Below are 15,258 nucleotides of genomic sequence, written 5' to 3' on the forward strand. Positions count from 1 at the left end.
AAGGACGCAAAGAATGCGTTCACGCAGCGTATCGCAGAGAAGTTAAGAGTTAGAGAATAGAAATTTAAAGGTGATTTACCCATCATAATTTAATGCGATAGACCACTAGCTCAATGAAGAGACAGGGAAATGGGTCATTTTCCCCTGCTCCCTGCCCCTTTTCCTATTTTTCAATTCTATTTTTCTGAAAAACTCTGCGTCTGCGCCCATTTTCAATCATAGGTTTTCGCAACGGTACTACCTCAGCTTCGCTACTCTCGCGTGCTACTCGAATCAGCAACCCAGCAGCGATTAAGCTAGCAATCATGGAATTACCACCATAACTAAACATAGGCAAAGGTAAGCCTGTAGTTGGTAAAGAACCCGTAGCAACACCGATGTGGAGCAACGATTGTCCTACCATCAAAGTCGTCACGCCGATCGCTACTAATCGCTGTACTATATTTTTAGCCTTCAGCGCCACAATTAATCCGAGAGTAGCAAATGTACCTAAAAGTACTAACAACACCATACTGCCAACAAAGCCAAACTCTTCAGCGAACACCGCAAAAATAAAATCGGTGTCCTGAATTGGTAAATAAAATAGCTTTTGCTGAGAAAGCCCAAATCCAGCTCCCCAAGTTTTGCCAGAACCCACAGCTAGTAGGCTTTGCACCAACTGGTAGCCATCTCCTGTCGGATCCGCCCAGGGATTGAAGAATGACATCACCCGCTTACGCTGATACTCTTTGATGCTAATACTGAGTACTGCCAACATCACTCCACCAATTGCTGTTCCTCCCAGATACTTGTAAGGTAAACCAGCTGCGAGAGCAATTAGCCAAATAGTCATGCCGCAAAGTCCTGTTGTACTCAAGTTAGGTTGGGCAAGAATTCCTAAAAGTACCAAACCGAAAATACCCAACCAAGACAAGCGAATCCGCCAACTGATTCGTTCCCACTGACCAAAAAGCCGCGCACTTTGCAGCACTAAAAAGGGTTTAATTAATTCTGAAGGTTGAATCGGAATTGGCCCGATCGCAATCCAACGCGCTGCATCAAAAGCCTTTTTTCCCAATCCTGGGATCAGTGTGACAAAAATTAACGCCAAAAATAGCAACAAAAACCAATGGGCTAGTCCCAAAATTTTCTGCAATGGTAAATTAACAATAATATTGAATCCGATTAAGGAAACTAAGACCCAAAGCAGTTGACGCTTAAAGTAGTACAACCCATCATTATGACGGCCATCAGCGACGGGATAGGATGCTGAAAATAGCATGATCAAGCCGACGAACAGCCAAATCAACGTTAACCAGCGCAACAACCGCGCTTCTAAGGCCCAGTTGGAGACTGAACTATCAAAAATTGGAATCAGGCGGCGTAGATTCACGATCAGTACAGGTAAAAAGTTAGAAATTAGGAGTTAGAAATAAAGCTCATAAATCATAACTTATAACTGATAAGCAGGCTTTACAACCATAAATTTTAAAGTTGTCAACTTCAATACACTGCTCGATCAATATTTGCGATCGCTGCATGGAAAGTTACAAGCATAATTTGATACATTAATAAGTAATTTAAAGAATAATTTAGAGTTCTCCTGAATCTAAGGCTTTTTTAGTTCAGAAGTTCGGAGAGTCAAAATCATCAAGTGGTGAGTCTTACTCCCCCATTGCAAGCATTGCTGAGTTGTGACAATTCATAAAACTCAAGGATTTAATGCCATTAACTGTTTGTCTGTCTATAGACAGGGGAATTTTAATCCAGAACTCAGTTCCTTGTCCAGGTTGTGATACACATCTCAGTGTTCCCCCATGTTTTTCAACTATAATTTGATAGCTAATTGATAAACCTAATCTTGTACCCTTACCTACAGGCTTAGTTGTAAAAAATGGATTAAACAGTCGTTCCTTAACTGCTTCTGTCATTCCTGAACCATTATCAGCAATTCGTACTCAACTTATCTGTCAGAGTTGCGCTGAGAGTAATTACGGTGTTATTTATTGAATACTCAATTACCAGATTTTTTCTAGTATCAATTCTTAAATAAAAAAGAGGTCTTTCTTGACCTCTTAGCAATTCTCTAAAATAATGTTTTATCTACAGCAATTACGACAACCCAGTATTAGCACCTTGCTTACCAGTTGCTAGTTCCACCTTGATGATTGTGCCGCCTGCTTTTTGAATGCGTTGCTGTTCACGGAACCAGTTCTCATAGGGAACTAACTTAGTAAAGTAAGTATTTTGGAGTTCGCGTTGGGTACGAATTCGGGTTTGGCTAGGAACTAGAGCAGTAATTTTAAACAAACGGGACATAATTTTGAAAATCTCCTGTATACCTTGTGAAAACTTTTTTATCTCAAAATCTTGAGTGCATATCTTTTAATCATTCAAAGGCTGGAAATCAAACATCAATACTAGACCACCAAACACTCATCACTGATAATTAACCAAAGATAAGCAATATAACGTTCTAGCACTCACGGCTGATTTCCAGACCTTAATAAAGCCGCACTTAAATTCTTAAGCGCAAACTAGTTCTTAGCTTAAGCCAGAGGAGATATAGTCTAAGTAAACGCCCATTTCCTTACCAGCATCAGAACCTACCAAACTGGCGGTTACTTCCTTGATGGCTTGGATAGCTTGCACGGTAGCACCAACGGGAACTCCTAAAGAGTTGTAGGTTTCCTTCAAGCCATTTAGTACACGCTCATCCAGAATGGAAGGATCGCCAGCCAACATTGCATAGGTGGCATAGCGGAGGTAGTAGTCCAAATCACGGATGCAAGCAGCATAGCGGCGGGTGGTGTACATATTACCACCGGGACGGGTGATGTCAGAGTACAGCAAAGATTTTGCTACAGCTTCTTTGACGATCGCAGCAGCGTTAGCGCTGATGGTGCTAGCAGCACGTACCCGCAGTTCGCCAGTAGCAAAGTAGCCTTTTAGCTTTTCTAAAGCAGAAGAGTCTAGGTATTTACCTTGAACATCTGCGGAGTTAATGACAGCGGTAATTGCGTCTTGAGCCATGTTGTTAATTCCTTATTTCCAACCGTATTGCAATACTTCTGTTTCAGTAGGTAAACAGCTTTACCCTATCCTAGAAGAGCGCCAACTAGGTAGTCGAAGTAGCCACCAGCTTCACTAGCGTCATCACCAGAGAGCAATGTTGCAGCTCCATTCTTCATTCCACGGATACCTTCAGCAACACCATCGATAGGAGTTCCTAAGGACTTGTACATTTCACGGACACCGATAACACCAATTTCTTCGATGGGGGTTACATCACCAGCAACGATACCGTAGGTAACGAGGCGGAGGTAGTAATCTAGGTCACGCAGACAAGTAGCAGTCAATTCTTGACCGTAAGCGTTTCCACCAGGAGACACAACATCAGGACGCTTTTGGAACAGTTGATCGCCAGCTTGCTTAACAAGCCGTTCGCGATTTTCTGTCAAAACTTGAGCAATCCGCAGACGGCGCTCACCACTTCCAACAAAGGATTTGATCCGATCTAACTCACCAGGGCTGAGATAGCGGGCTTCTGCATCAGCATTCACGATAGCTTTCGTGACAATACTCATTAATGGATTCCTCCAATACGAATGAAACCAGGATTTGATTAAACTGGTGCGACTTTAAATTTGGTTTACTGAGTTTGTTTTCTCGTTCTTTTAGACACAACAGTTTAATAACTGCTACGGCTAATAAATTACGAGTTTGCTTGAGCCAATATTAAGTACGCAAGCTTTGAAACTCAGTTACCTTCCGCAAAACATTTTCCGGCATTCTGTTGAGCATTTATGACTGCTCTTAATACTTTGTAATATTGCTTTTCAGAATTTACTGTTTTGGCAGCAATCTGAGAGCGTATTACGAAGGGTTGCGAAGGGCATGGGGACTGGGGATTAAGGACTAGGGAGTAGAAATAATCTATTCCCTATTCCCTATTCCCTACTGCTTACTTCCTAATCAACCGCTACACTGCCGAGCTAGTTACCTGCTGGCAGAGACGGGAAGCGGTTGTAAGGCACAACATCTTCACCGAAGTAACGGCTATATTCTGGGCTATCGACTATTGCTTCTACAGCAGCCGACAAACCACTATCAGCTAGCAGCTTGTTATACTGGCGAATTTCTTCTTGATCTGCGGGTGTACGCCCCAATAGGTGACGGAAGAGGAACTCAACGACCTTGGCATCAGGATAACGTGACAAGAAGCGTTGGCGATAGATTTGGGAACTGGCTAGTTCACGCACAAACTCCCGCACGGAAATTTCACCGTTCTGGAGCTTGCCCTCTAGGTCAGTACGGCGGAAATTATCAGGCACTTCACCGCTAAATACATCCAACACTTGACAGTAAATGGCGTTGATTGCTTGTTCTTTTTCGGCTTGGCTGATGCTTTCCGTTAGACGGTAAATGCGTGCATATTTACGCACACCCTGTTCCACGGTTTGTCCGCTACCATCGTTGTAGGAACGACCCAGTTCAGCAAATGAGAGCTTACCGTTTGTTTGTGCTGCAATATCTGCGATCGCTTGGGTCAAAAGCGGAGTATCGTTGCTAACTCCTACACGCGGTTGCACTGGCTTAAAGCTCGGTACAACTACGTCATCGTTTTGCTTGGTAAGCTGGTTGTACAACTTCTCTGTATTCGGGAAGTTTGCCGCAGGTAGGGTTGGGAAACGACGGTAAGGCACCGTATCTTCACCAAATACCTTGTTATATTCCACACTATTTACCAAAGCAGCAATAAAGGCACGAATACCTTGAGTAGCCAAAATCTGGTTATACTTGCGGATTTCTGACTGGTCTAGTGGCGCACGTCCCAAGAAGTGTTTGGTTCCCAACTCAATCACCTTGGTGTTGGGGTAAGGTGTGTAGAACTCTTTCAGGTAGAGGTTAGAGTAACCCAAACCTTCAATAAATTCCTTCACACTAATTTCGCCATTCCCCAGCTTGCTTTCCCATTTTGTAAATTCGTTTTTGGCGATGTAGGGTGCAATATCCCGCTCAAAAATTTGACGATATGCAGCACTAATCAACGTTTGCACTGCAACTTTGTCGCTGGTATTCGCTACCAACTTAAAGATTTTGGTTTGTTCGCGTTGCTTGCTGACACCTTGGTTAACGCGGAACTGAACATCTGGTTCTGACCGTTTTTCTGTGACTGTACCCAGTGTCACAAAGCTTGGCGTTACTTCCTTCTGAACTTTCGCCGCAACATCTTCACGAATGCTACCAACGCGCAATTGCCGCCCTGAGACACCACCAGGAGTCAGATACCGTTCGTAAGGAATTGTATCTTCACCAAATGCTTCAGTGTATTCTACGCTGTCAATAATGGCATCAACCACCGCGTAAAAGCCTTTTTTGGCAGCGATGTCAAAGTACTTGTTGAGTTCTTGACGACCATAAGTCGGACGACCCAACAAGCGGCGGTGAATATACTCGATCGCTTTACAAACATAGAGCGATGTCCAGTACAGATTGCGGAATATATCCGACTTAGCCAAAGCACGGATAAACTCCCGTACAGAGATGTCGCCGTTTTCCAGCTTTATTTCCAATACCTTTGGGCGCTGACCTTCGTAAAGATCGCGACCGAAAACTTGCAGGTAAGCTGCTTTAATCAGTGCTTGCGTGGAGCTTTCAGAAAATCTGACGCTAGAATTTTTGGCAGCCTTTTTACCTCTAGTACCAGGCAGTTGATCTAACTTGAACACCTTAGGCCCAAGAGTACCAGGAGCTTCACCCCGCGCCTTGGGATTGCTATTTTGGTTATTAATCCCTGCCCCTTGGTGAATTAGGATGCGCTTGGTATCCTTGCCAAAAGGAGCCGGACTGGTGCTGGGGTTGCGAGTTTCTTTCGGGAAAATCGCTCCAAACTGAATTTCCAAGGGGTCATTACCAGAACCATAAGGATGTTGGTCTGGTAGCGGTTGCTCGTAAGCCGCAAATGTCGTGATGAACTGAGGTATCTTGCGGAAAGGCGCACTGTAGTTCAACAGGTCTTGCTGCGGCCCCCAGTTGCGACATTCTTGGGCTTCTTGACCCAGACCCCGCAGGTAGGGTACTGTTTCTTCACCAAAATAATCGCTGTATTCAGCAGAATCTACTAAGGCATCTACTATCGCTGGTAAACCACCGTCAGAAATAATTGAGAAGTATTTTTGTACTTCTTCACGGCTACTTGGGCCCCGTCCCAAAATGTGACGGAAAGCTAGTTCAATGACTCGGCTGTTAATAAAAGGCTGGTAAAACTGTTTTTGGTAAAGGGGAGATTTAGCAAGACGACGAACAAACTCCTTCACGGAGATGTCGCCATTTTTCACCTTGGATTCTAGGTCAGATATTGACAAGCTATAAGCACGGGTAATATCGCGCTCAAAAATTTGCCGATATGCAGCCTTGATTACCTCATTTTTTTCGGTAGCTGACAACCCAGTTTTCATCACAAACTTGGGACGCCGTTCTGCCGCATTAAAGTAAATTTGCGGCAGTTGCAACCCTTGCTGGTCGCTAGAGGGACGTTGGCGAACTTTATTTGAAGGTGTGGCTGCTTTGAATTCTGCTAGCAAAACATCCATGTACTGAGACACAATTTCTGTAGCCTCAGCATCTTTGCGGAAAAAGGAAAGTGACGCAGCTTTGATTTCTTGCAAAGCTACTAGCGTTGCTTCACCAGAGCAGGCATTTTCAATTATTTCCCGCAAACCCCGTGTATTCACCGCTATGATGTTGGGGTCGCCAGCAACGATCGCATAAGTAGCGTAGCGCAAGAACCAGGATAAATCCCGCAAGCTCTTGGCCATGTTGCTTGGGCCATATCGAGCAATGTTAATTGGTCTGAAACCCGGAGGTGTCGGGCCACTGGGGGATGAGTTAAATATTGATCGTAAATTTTCTAAGAACCCACCACGACTTTCAACGTAGGTTACAGTTCCCAGTTGCATCCCTTGCTGAACATTAGCACCAGCACTAACAGGTACTACTTCTACTTCTCTAGGCTTTTCTAAAAAAGCCATTGGTGAACCACCGACAAAAATCCGGTTGGCAGCGCGAGATACAATAATCTCGGCATTATCCGTCAGCGTCTGAGAAATTTCTAGACGCTTTGCACCAGACGCAAAATAGCTTGCCAGTTCATTTAATTCACCACTTCCCAAAAAGCGGTCTTGCTGCTCGGCTTGGGTAATTGTCGCTACAGCTAGGGTTTGATATAGTTGCGGATGCGCAACTGAGCTTCCACCACTTGCCTTAACACTCATCGGATTTGTAAAACTCCCATCATAATCATTTATGTGTTAAGTCTGGGTCGCTTTGAGGCTTGACACATCGGTGCGTCTGTGCTTTATAAGCTTGAGAGTAGTGCCTGCAAAACTACCAGTAAATTAACCCGGTTAGCTTTTAGATTAGAACGTTTTGCGTTCTCAAAGCTGGTTTATTAAGAACTGTGTAGAACCGTAGCTTAGATACATCCAGTCTTAAGAGTACATACTCTTGTTTGGCTGAGACAAAATCTAAGTTTTGTAACCAGGTAATAGGTTAGGTATGGTCTACTGATACCGCAAACCTCTATTTTGAAGTTTGTAGCTGTGTCCACCCTATGATTATTACAACTTATACAAAATTTTAGTTGAAATCAAATTGCCTACGGTAATGTCGGTGGACAGTAACCATCAGTCGATGTTAAGTTGTTTTTGCTACTAGCAGCTAAATATTCCTAAATAACGTCGACGGAAAATAATTCTTAAATTCCGTTGAATTAAGCTTTAGCTATCAACATTTTATCTAGGGAAAATACCATGACCAAAAGTTATAAATTTAACTATTTATTCAATGCTACACTGTCTGCGATCGCAGTTATTTTGGCTGTCACTCCTGCAAATGCGCTTCCAGAGCAAAATATCAACACTGTTGTTAAGTGGGCAAAGACTAGACCTTTACTACCAACCTTGAGATACAACAGCGAAGCCCACGGCTACGAGGGTACAAAGGGAAATTTATACTTTTATACTGATGTCACTTCTCAAAATGGGACAGTGACTAAAGAAGGCATAACCGTTAGTGGTGATAAACGCCTCAAATTCACCACAAAAAATGCCAATGCAGTGAAATTGTTACAAAATATTTATAATTCTAATATTGCCAATGACTTCCAGAAGTCCCGATATATCAGCAAAGTTGGACGCGACCAGTTTTATCGCGGACAAAAGTTTGCTTACATCACTGCTGAGGTGCAGGGTGGGTCATCATTGCAGATAATTCCCTTGAGTAAATTGCAAGAATTTATAGATAATGCCAAATATTGCCAAACCAATCAGTGCGACGTTTAACTAATTCGTAATTCGTAATACTCGCCAAAGGCGAGAAGCAAGCTACGTAATTGGTAATTTTTGAGTTTGATTAAGCCTGTGGCGTATAATTTACATAAGCATTATCAGTAAATAAAGGTACGCAATCACTTACATTATAAGCGGCGGACAGTTCAACATCTGATTCAAAACCTTTTTCTATCAACTCTTTACCCGAACTGCATTTTTTTAAGTACACCAATAAGTCTTGCTGGAAAGCCTGAAATGTTGTTACAGCAACTTCGGCTTCTGGTGATAGACTGCCATCTAAATAACTGAGAATTGCCCCAGCACCAATTAAATCTTCAAATGCAGGGCGGAGGCTACCATCTTCTTTCCACCTTTCACCGGCAGGAATCACAGCGATTTTATCACCATACTTTTGAGCAAATTGGGCTACAGCTTGGCAATTTCGCAAGCAACCAGCCAAAGTTGGGGTATTTCCTGTATGTAAAGTCAGAAAAGAACCATTAGGTGAAGGTAAAACTAGTCTAGTTCCAGCAGAAATCTGAGTCACCGATTTTGGTGAGAGAGAATATCCAGTTGTAGTCCAACGTTGTCTATGACTTGCTAACTCTGCTTGTACTGATTTGGCATAATCTATGGCTGATTCATCTTTATATGCGTAGGGAAAAATTATCGCGCCGTTGTTGGTGGCAATTTCCACGCAAGTAGAAAAAGAGAGAATGTCAACTATTACAATTACATCACTGATGGGAACGAGTTGAGCAACTCCTTGTGTCCCCCATTCACAGCGTAAATTAAACTCTGATTGGTTGTAAATCATTGGAGCGATCGCTTCCAGCTTGGAAATATTATGAATTTAACTGTAAAAACTTATCCTAACAATACTGTACCCAAGTTAAATTATGATGTGCTGATTCAAAATCAACCAGATGGCGGAGTTAGTGCTACAGTACTAGGCTTGCCAGATTTTAAAGGCTCTGGTGTAACTAAACAAGAAGCACTAGAGAAACTAATTCAACTTTTACAAGAGCGAAAACCAGAAATAGTAACTCTGGCAATTGAACCTCCCTAAACCGAACATTTACTCCAGATTCTTTAAAATAATATTAAATTAAACTTTTGATATTTAATTCTTTAAGTCAGGACATTGTTTTATGGAAGGAATAAATTACTCTCAAATAATTCAAACGATTTTAAGTAACCATTCCGCTAATGACGTGGCTAATGGCACAGAGTTCAACTGTTGTTTGATGCAGAACGCCATCATTATCAAGTCTTAAATATTGGCTGGAAAGAACAACGGAGAATTTATGGAGTCATTATTCATGTTGATATCAAAGACAAAAGAATTTGGATACAAAGAGATGGTACGGAAATCGGTATTGCTAATGAATTAATAGCTGTTGGAGTACCTAAAGAAGATATTGTATTAGGATTTCATGCTCCTTATAAACGCGAATTTACTGATTTTGCTGTTGGATAATTAGTAGGAAATAAGTAATAGTAATCTTTGCCCTAATGATCCACTATCCGCTAAACTCAGAAATGCTGCGTTATTCCTCATCATGTCCGATTCCCAAACTGTTAGTGCTGCTGTTGCCAAACTCTACAATACTTACCCCTTTCCGCCGGAAGCCCTGTTGGATGAACCACCCCCAGGCTACAACTGGCGCTGGAATTGGCTAGCTGCTCATAACTTCTGCACAGGTCAAAAACCCCAAAGGCAAGATATTCGGATTTTAGATGCAGGTTGTGGCACTGGTGTGGGTACAGAGTACTTGGTTCACCTCAATCCTCAAGCTTCGGTTATAGGAATTGACCTCAGTACTGGTGCTTTAGCTGTAGCAAAAGAACGTTGTCAGCGTTCTGGGGCTACCCGCGTTGAATTTCATCACCTCAGCTTGTTTGATGTGGAACAGTTATCGGGTGAGTTTGATTTAATCAACTGTGTTGGTGTTTTGCATCATACCTCCGATCCCATTCGTGGTATTCAAGCTTTGGCGAAAAAGTTAGCTCCAGGTGGTTTGATGCACATTTTTGTGTATGGGGAATTGGGACGCTGGGAAATTCAACTTATGCAAAAAGCGATCGCACTTCTTCAAGGTGGCAAAAAAGGCGACTACCGCGATGGTGTCCAAGTCGGACGACAAATATTTGCTTCGTTACCAGAAAATAACCGAATTGTCAAATACGATAAGCAGCGTTGGTCATTAGAAAACCACAAAGATGAAAACTTTGCGGATATGTACGTACATCCCCAGGAAATTGACTACAACATTGAGACGCTGTTTGAATTAATAGATGCTTCGGGATTGGAGTTTATTGGTTTCTCGAATCCGAGTTTCTGGAATTTGGAGAGACTTTTAGGCAAAGCACCAGAGTTAGTAGAACGGGCAAAAGATTTGAGCGATCGCCAGGTTTACCGCCTGATAGAATTACTAGATCCAGAAGTAACTCATTACGAATTTTTCCTCGGTCGTCCTCCCTTAATTAAGTCCGACTGGTCAGACGATAACGCCCTACTGGCAGCGATTCCCGAACTTAATCCTTGTATTGAAGGATTTCCCAGCCAATGTTTCTTTAATTACGATTACCAGATTGTTAATTTATCTGTAGCAGAGTTTGAATTTATGCAAAAGTGTGATGCTAATTCAACAGTGGCAGAGATTTTAGCAGGTAGGCAACTGGGATTGGATGGGGTAAGAACGCTTCTTCAGCAGCAGTTGATTTTATTGACACCTGTTTAATTTTAGACTGCTCTTGATACTGAAATTACAAAAGACAATTTATACTCGTTATGAGGAGCGATCGCTCTTCACCACTTTTGGCAAATTAATGTAAATTAGGAAAGTGCCTAAGAAACTAGGGTATTGTACATCCCAAAAGTTGGAGCTTTCTGGAATTCAGCAGTGGTGCGATCTTTAATGACTTGCCGCTACCCTACAATTTCTCATTTGCGGTACGTTCATACGCTCCTCAAGCACCAGTTGATTTTATTGACACCAACTTACTTCAAACCTTGGAGGATAATTATTCACTCAAAAAACTGAAATTGGAAGAATTTTTGAATTTTCAGGCAACATTTATTGATTATTCACCCACACGCTCCCTCACACGATCAGCCCCTCTCTCGCTTCTGTGAGCGCAATTTTACTGACTGCCTGATGTTGACAAGAAGTTAATTGTTTTTTCCTAAAGTATTGTTACCGGATCGTGATATGATTCAGCTGACTGAATGTGCAGTCATCATATTTAACTGTACTGGTTTCAAGTCCCGTGAGCTTGTCAGACGAATCAATTGCGCCCACTCCGACAACGCAACAAGATGCTAAAACTGGTTCTGGAGACACAGAATCAGGTAACTCCATGCAAGAGTTCCATCAACTCTTCCAGCGATTATTGGTAATCACGCTTGTCTTGACGGGGGTTATTTTTATCTCTGTGTGGATTTTTTATTCCTTAAACATTGCCCTAAATTATTTAATTGGGGCGTGTACAGGTGTGGTTTACTTAAAAATGTTGGCTAGAGACGTTGAGCAGCTTGGTAGTGAAAAAACCAGTCTGAGCAAAACTCGTTTTGCTCTGTTTATTGGAGTGATGATCGTGGCAAGTCAATGGCGTGAGCTACAGATTCTGCCCATTTTTTTGGGATTTCTAACTTACAAAGCCACGCTCCTCGTCTATATGGTGCAAATTGCGTTCATTCCTGATTCTTAAAAAGTCAGGCTCACTAAAGATAGTAATCCCATCCTCGCTCGTTGGGGAAAAAGCTTGAAGAATGCAAATGCTTAGTGTCTTAAACGCCTTTAATTCTTTTCCCCTCGCCGCATTAGAAGTAGGTCATCATTTCTATTGGCAGTTGGGCAATCTTAAAATTCATGGGCAAGTTTTTCTTACCTCATGGTTTGTGATTAGTATTCTAGTAGTGGCTTCAATAGCTGCTACTCGGAACGCACAAAGAATTCCCAAAGGCATCCAGAACTTGATGGAATATGCCTTAGAATTTATTCGTGATTTGGCAAAAAACCAACTTGGTGAGAAAGAGTACCGCCCTTGGGTGCCATTTATTGGCACATTGTTCTTGTTTATTTTCGTATCGAACTGGTCAGGCGCACTAATTCCCTGGAAGCTCATCAGGCTACCTTCGGGCGAATTGGCAGCTCCTACCAATGACATCAATACGACTGTTGCATTGGCATTGCTGACCTCTTTAGCGTACTTTTACGCAGGTTTTAGCAAACGGGGTTTAGGCTACTTTAAGAAATATATAGAGCCAACACCTGTTTTGTTGCCGATCGCAATTCTAGAAGATTTCACCAAGCCACTCTCCCTAAGCTTCCGTCTATTTGGTAATATTTTGGCGGATGAATTGGTAGTAGCGGTTTTGGTGCTGCTAGTTCCTCTATTTGTACCTCTGCCTGTAATGGCCTTGGGTTTATTTACCAGTGCCATTCAAGCCCTGGTTTTTGCCACCCTAGCCGGAGCATACATTCATGAGGCAATGGAGGGGCATGGCGGAGATGAACATGAGGAGCATTAAACTTCTCAGTTGATAGCACAGTTCCAAGAGCATATTCGCTCAAAACATCGCAAAGCGCGATCAAAGAACTCATGTGCAGCGTGAAAACCACGTTTCTAATCGTTAACGTACTTTTGTTAGTTTTGTAATCAAAGCAAGGAAAATCAACATGGATCCATTAGTTCAGGCTGCTTCAGTTCTCGCTGCTGCTTTAGCGATTGGTTTAGCTGCAATTGGCCCTGGTATTGGTCAAGGAAACGCTGCTGGACAAGCAGTAGAAGGTATTGCTCGTCAACCTGAAGCAGAAGGAAAAATTCGCGGTACTCTGCTATTAACCTTGGCATTCATGGAATCCTTGACTATCTATGGTCTAGTAATTGCCCTGGTATTGCTATTTGCTAATCCTTTCGGCTAATACCTGAAAATTTTTGCGAGTGTGGAGACGTGAATCATCACGCCTCTACAATCGAAATGTTTTGGGTATCTCAATAGTTATAATGTTCAGTTGACCCTTGTTGGCTATGGGTCTCTAAAATACGAAAGGTTGGATGATGTTGCTAGCCATGAAAACTGCTACTCCAGCCAAAGAGGAGACAAATGTTTGATTTCGATGCTACCTTGCCCTTCATGGCATTGCAATTCCTGCTATTGGCAGCTTTGTTGAATGCAATTTTCTATAAGCCACTGACCAAGGTACTAGACGATCGCGATAGTTATATCCGAACGAATACCCTTGAAGCGCGGGAGAGCTTGGCTAAAGCCGAGCGCTTGGCTACCGAATATGAGCAACAACTCGCAGACGCTCGCAGACAATCGCAGGCTACCGTAGAAGCAGCTCAACTTGAAGCTAAGAAAATTACTGCCGAGAAAATCGCCGAAGCCCAAAAGGAAGCTCAGTCTCAACGAGAACAAGCTTCTGTTGAAATAGAACAACAAAAGCAAGAAGCTTTTCGCACCTTAGAGCAACAAGTTGATGCTCTAAGCAGGCAGATTCTAGAAAAACTATTGGGGCCAACTCCAGTTAGATAAACTAACTAGACTGGTTCTGTGAAAGCATACGCGCAACTGGGCCCTAGTCCAGAGCGCAAAATTTAAGTGTCAAAAAAGGCACTTTTCCCCTTCTAAGGAAAGATACTTAATCTCCTTACAGGGAAAAGATACTTAATTCCCCTACGGGAAAATACAACGTATTAGCAAGCGAGCAGCGCACTTGTAAATGGGTATCATGGGGACATTCTTATTACTTGCCGCAGAAGCGAACGCTGTTCACTCTGAATTGGCAGAAGGCGCAGGAGAAGGTGGTTTCGGTCTAAATCTAGACATTTTTGAAACCAATCTGATCAATCTAGCGATTCTGGTTGGCATACTATTCTACTTCGGACGTAAAGTTTTAAGCAATATCCTGAACGAGCGACAATCCAATATTGCCACTGCAATTCAGGAAGCAGAAGGGCGCTTAAAAGAGGCAAAGACTGCCCTTTCCCAAGCGCAAGAGCAGTTGAAGCAATCTCAGGCAGAGGCAGAACGCATCCGCCAATCTGCCCAAGAAAACGCCCAAAAGACGAAAGAAGCCTTGTTAGCGAAGGCAGCGCAAGACGTAGAACGCTTGAAACAAACAGCAGCAGCAGATTTAAACAGCGAAACTGATCGAGCGATCGCTCAACTACGGCAACGAGTTGCTGCACTAGCATTGCAAAAAGTCGAATCGCAACTCAAAGGTGGGATTGCCGACGATGCTCAACAAAGTTTAATTGACCGCAGCATCGCACAACTGGGAGGCAATGTATGACAAGTCAGGTAGCGGCAGCCGAAGTAGCCCAACCTTACGCACAGGCACTTTTGTCAATAGCGCAATCGAAAAATTTGACAGAAGAGTTCGGGGAAGATGCGCGGACTTTCCTAGGACTGCTCAGAGCAGACAAACAGCTACACAACTTCTTCAGCAACCCGTTTATTCAGGCTGAGAACAAAAAAGCTCTCATCAAACAAATACTCGGTGAAAGCTCTAACCCCTACTTACGCAACTTTTTGTTGGTACTAGTAGACAAACGCCGCATCGCATTCTTGGAATCTATTTTTCAACAATATCTGGCGCTGTTGCGGCAGCTGAATCAAACCGTATTAGCGGAAGTAATTTCAGCCGTTCCCCTCACAGAAGCTCAACAGCAGGCAATCACAGAAAAGGTTATTGCCATCAGTAATGCTCGCCAGGTAGAACTAGAAACCAAGGTAGACAGTGAGTTAATTGGTGGTGTAATCATTAAAGTAGGTTCGCAGGTAATTGATGCCAGTATCCGGGGTCAATTGCGTCGCCTTTCATTGCGCTTAACTAATAGCTAGAAAGTTAGGAGTTAGAAGTTAGGAGTTAAGAGTTAGAAGTTAGGAGTTAAGAGTTAAGTAAACAATAATTTATTTTGACTTTTAACTTTT

15 protein-coding genes and 2 pseudogenes are annotated in these 15,258 nt (G+C 42.8%); 10 read left to right on the forward strand and 7 right to left on the reverse strand.

Annotation, left to right across the window (positions count from 1 at the left end):
• Window positions 1-163: 163 nt before the first annotated feature.
• The 6 genes and pseudogenes from H6G97_RS08020 to H6G97_RS08045 form a co-directional block, all read right to left on the reverse strand.
• The gene (locus H6G97_RS08020; RefSeq protein ID WP_190940128.1) at window positions 164-1,372 is read right to left on the reverse strand and encodes an FtsW/RodA/SpoVE family cell cycle protein; all 1,209 of its coding nucleotides are present in this window, start codon (window positions 1,370-1,372) and stop codon (window positions 164-166) included.
• A 271-nt stretch (window positions 1,373-1,643) separates the two neighbouring features.
• Window positions 1,644-1,931 carry a sensor histidine kinase gene (locus H6G97_RS08025; RefSeq protein ID WP_422394170.1) on the reverse strand — a complete coding sequence of 96 codons (288 nt, stop codon included), beginning with the start codon at window positions 1,929-1,931 and terminating at the stop codon, window positions 1,644-1,646.
• A gap of 160 nt (window positions 1,932-2,091) precedes the next feature.
• Window positions 2,092-2,298, reverse strand: coding sequence for a phycobilisome linker polypeptide (locus tag H6G97_RS08030; RefSeq protein ID WP_094349821.1), 207 nt, complete (start codon window positions 2,296-2,298; stop codon window positions 2,092-2,094).
• Between the two features lie 225 nt (window positions 2,299-2,523).
• The gene (gene apcB / locus H6G97_RS08035; protein ID WP_069068902.1) at window positions 2,524-3,012 is read right to left on the reverse strand and encodes an allophycocyanin subunit beta; all 489 of its coding nucleotides are present in this window, start codon (window positions 3,010-3,012) and stop codon (window positions 2,524-2,526) included.
• Window positions 3,013-3,077: 65 nt separating this feature from the next.
• Complete coding sequence (gene apcA / locus H6G97_RS08040; protein WP_190940129.1) at window positions 3,078-3,566, reverse strand: allophycocyanin subunit alpha; 489 nt, start codon at window positions 3,564-3,566, stop codon at window positions 3,078-3,080.
• Window positions 3,567-3,977: 411 nt separating this feature from the next.
• Window positions 3,978-7,256 (reverse strand): annotated as a pseudogene (locus tag H6G97_RS08045) (phycobilisome rod-core linker polypeptide); the annotation flags it as partial.
• A gap of 537 nt (window positions 7,257-7,793) precedes the next feature.
• Here H6G97_RS08045 and H6G97_RS08050 point away from each other — a divergent pair.
• Window positions 7,794-8,324 (forward strand): hypothetical protein, encoded by a 531-nt coding sequence (locus H6G97_RS08050; protein WP_190940131.1) that lies wholly within the window; start codon window positions 7,794-7,796, stop codon window positions 8,322-8,324.
• 70 nt (window positions 8,325-8,394) lie between these two features.
• Here H6G97_RS08050 and H6G97_RS08055 read toward each other — a convergent pair whose 3' ends face one another.
• The gene (locus tag H6G97_RS08055) at window positions 8,395-9,129 is read right to left on the reverse strand and encodes a 2-phosphosulfolactate phosphatase (protein WP_190940132.1); all 735 of its coding nucleotides are present in this window, start codon (window positions 9,127-9,129) and stop codon (window positions 8,395-8,397) included.
• A 30-nt stretch (window positions 9,130-9,159) separates the two neighbouring features.
• Here H6G97_RS08055 and H6G97_RS08060 point away from each other — a divergent pair, with 30 nt between their 5' ends.
• The 9 genes and pseudogenes from H6G97_RS08060 to atpH all read left to right on the forward strand — a co-directional run bounded on the left by H6G97_RS08060 (window position 9,160) and on the right by atpH (window position 15,168).
• On the forward strand, window positions 9,160-9,381 hold the full coding sequence (locus tag H6G97_RS08060) for a hypothetical protein (RefSeq protein WP_190940133.1): 222 nt from the start codon (window positions 9,160-9,162) through the stop codon (window positions 9,379-9,381).
• Window positions 9,382-9,463: 82 nt separating this feature from the next.
• Window positions 9,464-9,792, forward strand: a pseudogene (locus H6G97_RS08065) (element excision factor XisI family protein).
• Between the two features lie 82 nt (window positions 9,793-9,874).
• Window positions 9,875-11,056, forward strand: a complete 1,182-nt coding sequence (locus tag H6G97_RS08070) for a class I SAM-dependent methyltransferase (RefSeq protein WP_190940134.1) — start codon at window positions 9,875-9,877, stop codon at window positions 11,054-11,056.
• 529 nt (window positions 11,057-11,585) lie between these two features.
• The gene (locus H6G97_RS08075) at window positions 11,586-12,026 is read left to right on the forward strand and encodes an ATP synthase subunit I (protein ID WP_190911839.1); all 441 of its coding nucleotides are present in this window, start codon (window positions 11,586-11,588) and stop codon (window positions 12,024-12,026) included.
• Window positions 12,027-12,087: 61 nt separating this feature from the next.
• Window positions 12,088-12,849 carry a F0F1 ATP synthase subunit A gene (gene atpB / locus H6G97_RS08080; RefSeq protein WP_181984851.1) on the forward strand — a complete coding sequence of 254 codons (762 nt, stop codon included), beginning with the start codon at window positions 12,088-12,090 and terminating at the stop codon, window positions 12,847-12,849.
• 148 nt (window positions 12,850-12,997) lie between these two features.
• The gene (gene atpE, locus H6G97_RS08085; protein WP_012411162.1) at window positions 12,998-13,243 is read left to right on the forward strand and encodes an ATP synthase F0 subunit C; all 246 of its coding nucleotides are present in this window, start codon (window positions 12,998-13,000) and stop codon (window positions 13,241-13,243) included.
• A 182-nt stretch (window positions 13,244-13,425) separates the two neighbouring features.
• Complete coding sequence (locus tag H6G97_RS08090; protein WP_190894666.1) at window positions 13,426-13,857, forward strand: F0F1 ATP synthase subunit B'; 432 nt, start codon at window positions 13,426-13,428, stop codon at window positions 13,855-13,857.
• A gap of 187 nt (window positions 13,858-14,044) precedes the next feature.
• Window positions 14,045-14,617, forward strand: a complete 573-nt coding sequence (locus H6G97_RS08095) for a F0F1 ATP synthase subunit B (RefSeq protein WP_190940135.1) — start codon at window positions 14,045-14,047, stop codon at window positions 14,615-14,617.
• Window positions 14,614-15,168 (forward strand): ATP synthase F1 subunit delta, encoded by a 555-nt coding sequence (gene atpH / locus H6G97_RS08100; protein ID WP_190940136.1) that lies wholly within the window; start codon window positions 14,614-14,616, stop codon window positions 15,166-15,168. The genes H6G97_RS08095 and atpH overlap by 4 nt, the downstream gene beginning before the upstream one ends.
• Window positions 15,169-15,258: the final 90 nt, after the last annotated feature.

It is taken from the genome of Nostoc flagelliforme FACHB-838 (assembly GCF_014698065.1).
GTDB classification, from domain to species: domain Bacteria; phylum Cyanobacteriota; class Cyanobacteriia; order Cyanobacteriales; family Nostocaceae; genus Nostoc; species Nostoc flagelliforme_B.

What these genes read in the sequence shown, in the direction of transcription:
- H6G97_RS08030 (WP_094349821.1), bottom strand. Translation starts at nt 2,298, where the DNA reads ATGTCCCGTTTGTTTAAAATTACTGCTCTAGTTCCTAGCCAAACCCGA.
- apcB (WP_069068902.1), bottom strand. Translation starts at nt 3,012, where the DNA reads ATGGCTCAAGACGCAATTACCGCTGTCATTAACTCCGCAGATGTTCAA.
- apcA (WP_190940129.1), bottom strand. Translation starts at nt 3,566, where the DNA reads ATGAGTATTGTCACGAAAGCTATCGTGAATGCTGATGCAGAAGCCCGC.
- H6G97_RS08050 (WP_190940131.1), top strand. Translation starts at nt 7,794, where the DNA reads ATGACCAAAAGTTATAAATTTAACTATTTATTCAATGCTACACTGTCT.
- H6G97_RS08055 (WP_190940132.1), bottom strand. Translation starts at nt 9,129, where the DNA reads ATGATTTACAACCAATCAGAGTTTAATTTACGCTGTGAATGGGGGACA.
- H6G97_RS08060 (WP_190940133.1), top strand. Translation starts at nt 9,160, where the DNA reads ATGAATTTAACTGTAAAAACTTATCCTAACAATACTGTACCCAAGTTA.
- H6G97_RS08070 (WP_190940134.1), top strand. Translation starts at nt 9,875, where the DNA reads ATGTCCGATTCCCAAACTGTTAGTGCTGCTGTTGCCAAACTCTACAAT.
- atpB (WP_181984851.1), top strand. Translation starts at nt 12,088, where the DNA reads ATGCAAATGCTTAGTGTCTTAAACGCCTTTAATTCTTTTCCCCTCGCC.
- atpE (WP_012411162.1), top strand. Translation starts at nt 12,998, where the DNA reads ATGGATCCATTAGTTCAGGCTGCTTCAGTTCTCGCTGCTGCTTTAGCG.
- H6G97_RS08090 (WP_190894666.1), top strand. Translation starts at nt 13,426, where the DNA reads ATGTTTGATTTCGATGCTACCTTGCCCTTCATGGCATTGCAATTCCTG.
- H6G97_RS08095 (WP_190940135.1), top strand. Translation starts at nt 14,045, where the DNA reads ATGGGTATCATGGGGACATTCTTATTACTTGCCGCAGAAGCGAACGCT.
- atpH (WP_190940136.1), top strand. Translation starts at nt 14,614, where the DNA reads ATGACAAGTCAGGTAGCGGCAGCCGAAGTAGCCCAACCTTACGCACAG.